Genomic DNA, 7,878 nt, shown 5'->3' with positions numbered 1-7,878 from the left:
ATGGCAGAAAGCTTTGTACTACCAGAAAGGCAGGAAAGAAGTTATCCAAGGGCAGTAAAGAAAAGGCCTAGTCGCTATGCGACTAGGCCTTCAAGGAAGCGTAAATTATCTTAATTCACATGCATTACAGCCAATGCTGAGCTTTATGTATTTTAAATACGGTAATGGTTACATTTGCTCAATCATATCATCAGCAAATTCTGAACATTTACGCAGGTTAGCGCCATCCATTAGACGTTCAAAATCATAGGTTACGGTCTTATTACTGATCGCCGCTTCCATTGAACTAATAATCAAATCAGCAGCTTCTGTCCAACCCATATGACGTAACATCATTTCAGCAGACAGAATCAATGAACCAGGGTTAACCTTATCTTGGCCTGCATACTTAGGTGCTGTACCGTGAGTCGCTTCAAACAGCGCCACACCATCACCAATATTGGCACCCGGTGCAATACCAATGCCACCCACTTGAGCTGCTAAAGCATCCGAAATGTAATCACCATTAAGGTTCATGGTTGCAATAACATCGTACTCTTCAGGGCGCAGTAAAATCTGCTGTAAGAAAGCATCAGCAATACAATCTTTGATCACAATCTCTTTGCCTGTCTTTGGATTCTTTAACGTCATCCAAGGGCCGCCATCAAGTAATTCTGCACCAAATTCTTGTAGAGCTACATCATAGCCCCAATCTTTAAACGCGCCTTCGGTAAATTTCATGATGTTACCTTTGTGTACTAAGGTTAACGAGTCACGATCATTATCAATGGTGTATTGAATTGCAGCACGTACTAGACGTTTAGTGCCCGCCTCTGATACGGGTTTAATACCAATACCACATTGCTGTGGGAAGCGAATTTTTGTTGCACCCATTTCTTGCTGTAAAAATTGAATAACTTTATCAGCTTCAGGTGTACCCGCTTGGTATTCAACCCCCGCATAAATATCTTCTGAGTTTTCGCGGTAGATAACCATATCGGTTAATTGTGGACGTTTAACTGGGCTTGGAACACCATCAAAATAACGAACAGGTCGAACACAAATATAGAGATCAAGCTCTTGACGTAATGCGACGTTCAGGGAACGAATACCGCCACCAACGGGGGTTGTTAATGGGCCTTTAATAGCCACTTTGTATTCACGAATAAAATCAAGGGTTTCTTGTGGAAGCCATGCGTCATCGCCGTATACTTGGGTCGATTTTTCACCCGTGTAGATTTCCATCCACTCAATCTTTCGATCGCCGGCGTACGCTTTTTTAACTGCGGCATCAACAACTTTAATCATTGCAGGACTTACATCGATCCCGATACCGTCACCTTCGATGTACGGAATAATCGGGGTACTAGGAACAATCAATTTACCTTCAGCATCTACTGTGATTTTCTGACCCGCTGTCGGTATAATTACTTTACTATCCATTTTAAATCTCCTGGCATCCATTTGTTATCATTTTGTAAGAAGCGAGCAAATCATACTTTAAATTTTATCAATACGTCAATTGTGTAATTTTTCACGTATAATAAGCCTGTCCAACTCATCAACTCTTACAACAACGCGTATTTATGAAGCCAAACACCACAAATCGTCAACCTCTTCGTGCCAATAATGAGCGTAGAGCGTCAAGAAAAATAAATAAACCCAAGCGTCCTCGTGGCCCACAAAAAGTTATTTTATTTAACAAACCTTATAACACTTTGACCCAATTTTCAGGTGAACCTGGTGATAGCACCTTAGCGGATTTTATTCCGGTTAAAGATGTTTATCCTGCTGGACGGTTGGATAAAGACAGTGAAGGATTACTGGTATTAACTAATGACGGTATTTTGCAAGCGCGATTAACCCAACCACAATCAAAGCAAGCCAAAGTCTATTGGGTGCAGGTTGAAGGCGCACCAACAGCTGCAGATTTACAGCAGTTACGTGATGGCGTGACATTAAAAGATGGCCCAACGCTACCCGCTGGCGTTGAAGTGATCGAATCACCACAAATATGGGATCGTACGCCACCTATTCGTGAGCGTAAAAATATTCCCACAACCTGGCTTGCTATTACGTTACGTGAAGGTCGTAATCGCCAAGTTCGTCGCATGACGGCGCATATCGGTTTTCCAACATTACGTTTAATTCGCTATCAAATGGCGCAATGGACGGTGGCAGATTTAGCGCCGGGTGAATGGAAAGAAATTACGCTTCCAAGTCCAAATCTAGCGTAGTTTTCTATTCGCACTATTCGCGCTCTATGTCTGACCGCCCTCTGTCTGACATTGGAGCGCATTATTCCCATCAATACCTGAAAACTATTTTCCTCAACAAAAAACTACACATTTTTAGTTACATCTACTATGATTGCGACAAATAGCAAACGTTTGCTATTTAATAGTATCAAGATCGTAATAATAAGGAATCATGGCCTTTTTTTATCTATACCTCCGTTTTTAAATGTTTTTTTTTATTACCTTGAGTTTTATTTATACCGTTACTATCGTTAATCACTATTTATTGAAGTGTGATTCTGCTCTCGATCTGTTTCAGGCGCAGGGTTTCTGTTAGAATTACGCTCTTAACACTAAATTAGCGACAGTAGAGAAATATGTCTGATAACAGCCAAAAGAAAGTCATTGTCGGCATGTCCGGCGGCGTAGATTCATCGGTATCCGCTTACCTGCTCCTTCAACAAGGTTATCAAGTTGAAGGCTTGTTTATGAAAAACTGGGAAGAAGACGATAACGACGAATATTGCTCTGCTGCAGAAGATCTCGCTGATGCACAAGCGGTATGTGACAAACTTGGTATTACGCTGCATACCATTAACTTTGCAGCGGAATACTGGGATAACGTGTTTGAATACTTCCTTGCTGAATATAAAGCGGGTCGTACGCCAAACCCAGATATTCTGTGCAACAAAGAAATCAAATTTAAAGCCTTCCTCGAATTTGCTGATGAAGTGCTAGCAGCTGACTATATTGCAATGGGTCACTATACCCGTCGTAGTTTCCCAACAGTTGAAGGTGAAAAACCTCAAATGTTGCGTGGTGTCGATAACAACAAAGATCAAAGCTACTTCCTATACACGTTAGGTTATGAGCAAATTGCACGCAGTTTATTCCCTGTTGGTGAGCTCGAAAAACCGGAAGTACGTCGTATTGCCGAAGAGCAAGGCTTGATCACGGCAAAGAAAAAAGATTCAACTGGCATTTGTTTTATTGGTGAGCGTAAATTTACTGAGTTTTTAGGTAAATACCTACCCGCTCAACCGGGTAAAATTGAAGTTGCAGATACAGGCCTTGTTATCGGTGAACATCAAGGCTTGATGTACCACACATTAGGTCAACGTAAAGGCTTACATATTGGTGGTCAAAAAGGCGGTAATGGCCTTGAAGATGCATGGTATGTCGTTGATAAAGATCTAGAGCGTAATGTGCTAATTGTTGGTCAAGGTAAAGATCACCCTCGTTTAAAATCAAACGGTTTGATTGCCTCTCAGTTGCATTGGGTTGATCGTCAACCTATTCGCGAGACCATGGCATGTACGGTAAAAACCCGTTACCGTCAGCAAGATCTTCCTTGTACTATCATCCCAATGGATGATGAAACTATTAAAGTAATTTTTGATGAGCCTCAAATTGCAGTCACACCTGGACAATCAGCCGTGTTCTATAACGGTGAAATCTGTCTTGGTGGCGGCATTATTGAAGAGCGAATTTAAAGGAGTTTTTGCGCGTGGCTTACTCTATTTATGATCGAACGATTGCGTTTGCAGGTATATGCCAAGCAGTCAAATTAGTTCAAGATGTTGCCCGTAATGGCAATTGCGATTCAGCAGCATTAAGCACAATGCTCAATAGCATTATGGCAACAGATCCAGCCAACACCGTCGGTGTCTACGGCAGCGAAGCTGATCTACGTATTGGCTTAGAAGCTATGGTGCGTGATATTGATGGTTCATCATCTGGCAGTGAAATAACACGATACCTTGTAGGTGTTATGGCACTGGAACGTAAACTATCGGCTCGTCGCGATAGCATGGCACAACTGAGTGATCGTGTTGACACATTGAAACGCCAAACGGTCCATTTTGAACTACTTGACGAACAAATGTTGAGTAATATTGCCAGTATTTATTTGGATATTATCAGCCCATTAGGACCTCGTATTCAAGTATCTGGTACGCCAGCGCAATTACAATTACCTCATGTTCAGCATCGTGTTCGTGCATTATTACTTGCAGCCGTTCGTAGTGCTGTTCTTTGGAGCCAAGTCGGTGGTAAACGCCGTCATTTATTATTTGGTCGTAAGCAAATGCTAGAACAAGCAAAAATTTTGCTCGCTCGAAACTAAGTTAACGCATTGCTAACTTCAATTCAGCTTGATAAATCAGGCTGAATATTAATTTTGTTTTAACCCTCATAAACCAGGAGAGATCAACATGGAACTGTCAGCACTGACAGCTGTTTCCCCAGTAGACGGCCGCTACGGAAGCAAAACAAGCGTATTACGCAGTATTTTTAGTGAGTTCGGTTTACTAAAATACCGTACTATCGTTGAGATCCGTTGGTTACAAAAATTAGCCGCTACTGATGCTATCGTGGAAGTTCCTGCATTCAGCGCTGAAGCAAATGCATTCTTAGATCGTATTGCAGCTGAGTTTAGTGAACAAGATGCACTACGTATTAAAACGATTGAGCGTACAACAAACCACGATGTAAAAGCGGTTGAATACTTTCTAAAAGAAAAAGTAGCTGAATTACCTGAGCTCCATGCGGTTAATGAATTCATCCACTTTGCATGTACTTCAGAAGATATCAATAACCTTTCTCATGCGCTGATGCTGACTGAAGCTCGTGAAAAAGTAATGCTACCAGAAGTACGTAACGTTATTGATGCGATTAAAGCGCTTGCTAATCAATTCCGTGATGTTCCAATGCTTACCCGTACTCACGGCCAGCCAGCTTCTCCATCAACAATGGGTAAAGAAATGGCAAACGTGGCGTACCGCATGGAGCGTCAATATAAGCAAATCGAAAACGTTGAAATTCTAGGTAAGATCAATGGTGCCGTAGGTAACTACAACGCTCACCTATCTGCTTACCCTGATATCGATTGGCATCAATACAGCGAAGAGTTTGTGACGGCATTAGGGATTACTTTCAACCCTTACACCACACAAATCGAACCGCATGATTACATTGCAGAATTATTTGATGCGTTTGCTCGCTTCAATACTATCTTGCTTGACTTCGATCGTGACATTTGGGGTTATATTGCTTTAGGTCACTTTAAGCAAAAAACCATTGCTGGCGAAATTGGTTCTTCTACCATGCCACACAAAGTTAACCCAATCGATTTTGAAAACTCAGAAGGTAACCTTGGCCTAGCTAATGCTATCTTTGGTCACTTAGCACAGAAGCTACCAGTTTCTCGTTGGCAGCGTGACCTAACAGACTCTACTGTTTTACGTAACCTAGGTGTAGGTTGTGGCTATGCAATCATTGCATACACATCAACACTTAAAGGTATTAGTAAGCTTGAACTTAACCAAGATGCACTTGCTGCTGAGTTAGACCGTAATTGGGAAGTGCTTGCAGAGCCAGTTCAAACAGTTATGCGTCGTTACGGCATTGAAAAACCTTACGAGAAGCTAAAAGAGTTGACTCGTGGTAAGCGTGTTGATGGCGAAGGTATGCGCACATTCATTGATGGTTTAGAATTACCTGAGCATGAAAAAGCACGTCTTAAAATGTTAACCCCTGCTAACTATATTGGTGATGCAGTTAAATTAACAGATAAGCTATAAATTACCGCTATTACAAATAGAGTTAATAATATAAGGACGTTATTTGATAACGTCCTTTTTATTAACGCTACACTGATAATTTATTGACGGTTTGTTGACGATATCACTATTATCTTAGCTTATACTTCTCTGCGTTAATTAATAGCAATAGTTATAATGAACATTTGTATGACTATTATTTATAAATAACGATAAGGAATATAAAATAACAATAACAGCAATAAAAATTCCTACAAAATATAATATTAACGCATTCGCAATGTGCATACCTACCTAAGTTCATATTCATTGAACGACAAAACAATACCTTAGTGTTATATAAAAAATAATAAATAATGCATAGTTTATGTTTTTATTGTTTTCATAACTCTTCAGGAGCATCTTGGATCTGTTTTTGCTATTTTGCTTATGATAATTAAAATATAAAAATAGTGGAGTTCTTTCATCGTGACTATCAGACGTCCTTCAATCTCGTTATATAGCATTGTATTAATAATGTTATTTCTCGCTATAGGTTTCGTGACGTTAGCACTTACTTCACAATCAGTTGGTCGCCAATTATTTAAATATAATCTTGAATCATTTGAATATAAGCGAAGTAATAACTACTTACAAAGCATTCAATCCACTGCTATTCTACTTGATAATCTACAATATCATCTGTCTTATACCTGTGATAATGAAGATATATCAGAGCTTGAACGAGCAAGCTATTATTCATCAAATATTCGTAATATTAGCCTTACCACTAATTCAGGTAAAATCTGTGGCGATCGGACCAATTTAAGTCAGATGTATGGTTCTCCAATCAAAAAGATTCAATTGAATAATGATCTTGCCATGGTAGCAAATGCAAATAATAGTGAATCAATTCTTCAATATAGTAAAAAGGTTGTTGGTGGCGTAATTACTGTTGATATTGAAAAACAACCTATCGATGCTTTATTAGTTAATACTTGTGATAATTGTTGGGTCCAAACGATAGAGCATGATGGTATTACGTTGTATACCAGTAATACTGAAAATGCATCAAAAGCTCTGTTCAAACAACCAGCAGTAAATGATCAGCAACTAAAAAACGCAATGGAACCTATTATATCGAGGCCTTTTTATAAAAAGGCATCAATAACATATTATATTACACCTCAAGTAATTACAGACTATCGTGCACGCATAAAACCATTTTTATTGCTGGTATTAAGCGGGTTAATTTTTATTGTCTTAATAATGTTATATCGTCGCTATCGCAGCACAAGTATTATTAAATACTTGATACTCAATGCGATTAAACAAAATCATTTAGTACCTTACTATCAGCCCATTATTGATGCAGAAAAGCATTTAACATGTGGCTATGAAGTCTTAATTCGTTGGGAGACTAAAAAAGGTAAAGTTATTCTACCTGATGAATTTATTCCTCAATGTGAAACGAACGGTGTCATTACACCGCTAACTTTTCAATTAATTAATACTGTTGCGCGTGATATTCATAAGCTAGAAGCCTTACATGGCAAAACACTGCCTTACTACTTCAGCATTAATATCAGCGCCAGTGTACTGCAAGATCCAGAGCTCATTGATATTACGCGTTCAGCTCTGGCTCACTACCACATTGCACCTCATAACATTGCTTTTGAGCTCACAGAACGCTCTCCAATTGATAATATTGAGCAAGCAGAAAAAAACTGTCAGAAACTCAATGCTATGGGAGTTCAAATTAAGCTTGATGATGTCGGTAATGGCCACTGTGACTTGTTGTCTCTACAAAGATTACAAGCGACAACCATTAAAATTGATAAAGTATTTATTGCTGATATTGGTTCATCAAACGCAAATACTATTATTAAATCATTAGCTGCATTTGCGGAACAAGCAGAAGTAGAAATAATTGCAGAAGGGATTGAAACACAACAGCAGGCTGAAATTTTACTTGATATTGGCATTCGTTATCATCAAGGTTTTTTATATAGCAAACCAATGCCATTTGACTTGTTAATTAACGATAAACACTTCAATGTCTAAAATAGAACATCATATATTTAAAAAAAACGATTCTGAACGGAAGTTTAACCACTTTATTT

Annotated in this window: 6 protein-coding genes; 5 read left to right on the top strand and 1 reads right to left on the bottom strand. The window is 39.1% G+C overall.

All coding sequences use genetic code 11. The features are described 5' to 3' along the window. Window positions 1-168 precede the first annotated feature (168 nt). Entirely contained in the window at window positions 169-1,422 is a 1,254-nt protein-coding gene (gene icd, locus C9I86_RS11495; protein ID WP_080157902.1) for an NADP-dependent isocitrate dehydrogenase, read from the bottom strand. Between the two features lie 143 nt (window positions 1,423-1,565). On the opposite strand from icd, the gene C9I86_RS11490 reads away from it, so the two are divergent. The 5 genes from C9I86_RS11490 (at window position 1,566) to C9I86_RS11470 (ending at window position 7,819) form a co-directional block, all read left to right on the top strand. Next, entirely contained in the window at window positions 1,566-2,216 is a 651-nt protein-coding gene (locus C9I86_RS11490; protein WP_080157903.1) for a pseudouridine synthase, read from the top strand. 377 nt (window positions 2,217-2,593) lie between these two features. Beyond that, window positions 2,594-3,709, top strand: a complete 1,116-nt coding sequence (mnmA, locus tag C9I86_RS11485; protein WP_080157904.1) for a tRNA 2-thiouridine(34) synthase MnmA — start codon at window positions 2,594-2,596, stop codon at window positions 3,707-3,709. A gap of 14 nt (window positions 3,710-3,723) precedes the next feature. Beyond that, window positions 3,724-4,341, top strand: coding sequence for a high frequency lysogenization protein HflD (hflD, locus tag C9I86_RS11480; protein ID WP_107276394.1), 618 nt, complete (start codon window positions 3,724-3,726; stop codon window positions 4,339-4,341). An 88-nt stretch (window positions 4,342-4,429) separates the two neighbouring features. Next, window positions 4,430-5,797 (top strand): adenylosuccinate lyase, encoded by a 1,368-nt coding sequence (purB, locus tag C9I86_RS11475; protein ID WP_080157906.1) that lies wholly within the window; start codon window positions 4,430-4,432, stop codon window positions 5,795-5,797. Window positions 5,798-6,244: 447 nt separating this feature from the next. Further along, a complete protein-coding gene (locus tag C9I86_RS11470) occupies window positions 6,245-7,819 on the top strand; it encodes an EAL domain-containing protein (RefSeq protein WP_235865932.1) in 1,575 nt (524 codons plus the stop codon). Window positions 7,820-7,878: the final 59 nt, after the last annotated feature.

Source organism: Photobacterium sp. NCIMB 13483 (assembly GCF_003025475.1).
GTDB lineage: Bacteria > Pseudomonadota > Gammaproteobacteria > Enterobacterales > Vibrionaceae > Photobacterium > Photobacterium piscicola.
The sequence above is the reverse complement of the archived record's forward strand: the minus strand, read 5'-3'. Positions and strand labels throughout refer to the sequence as shown.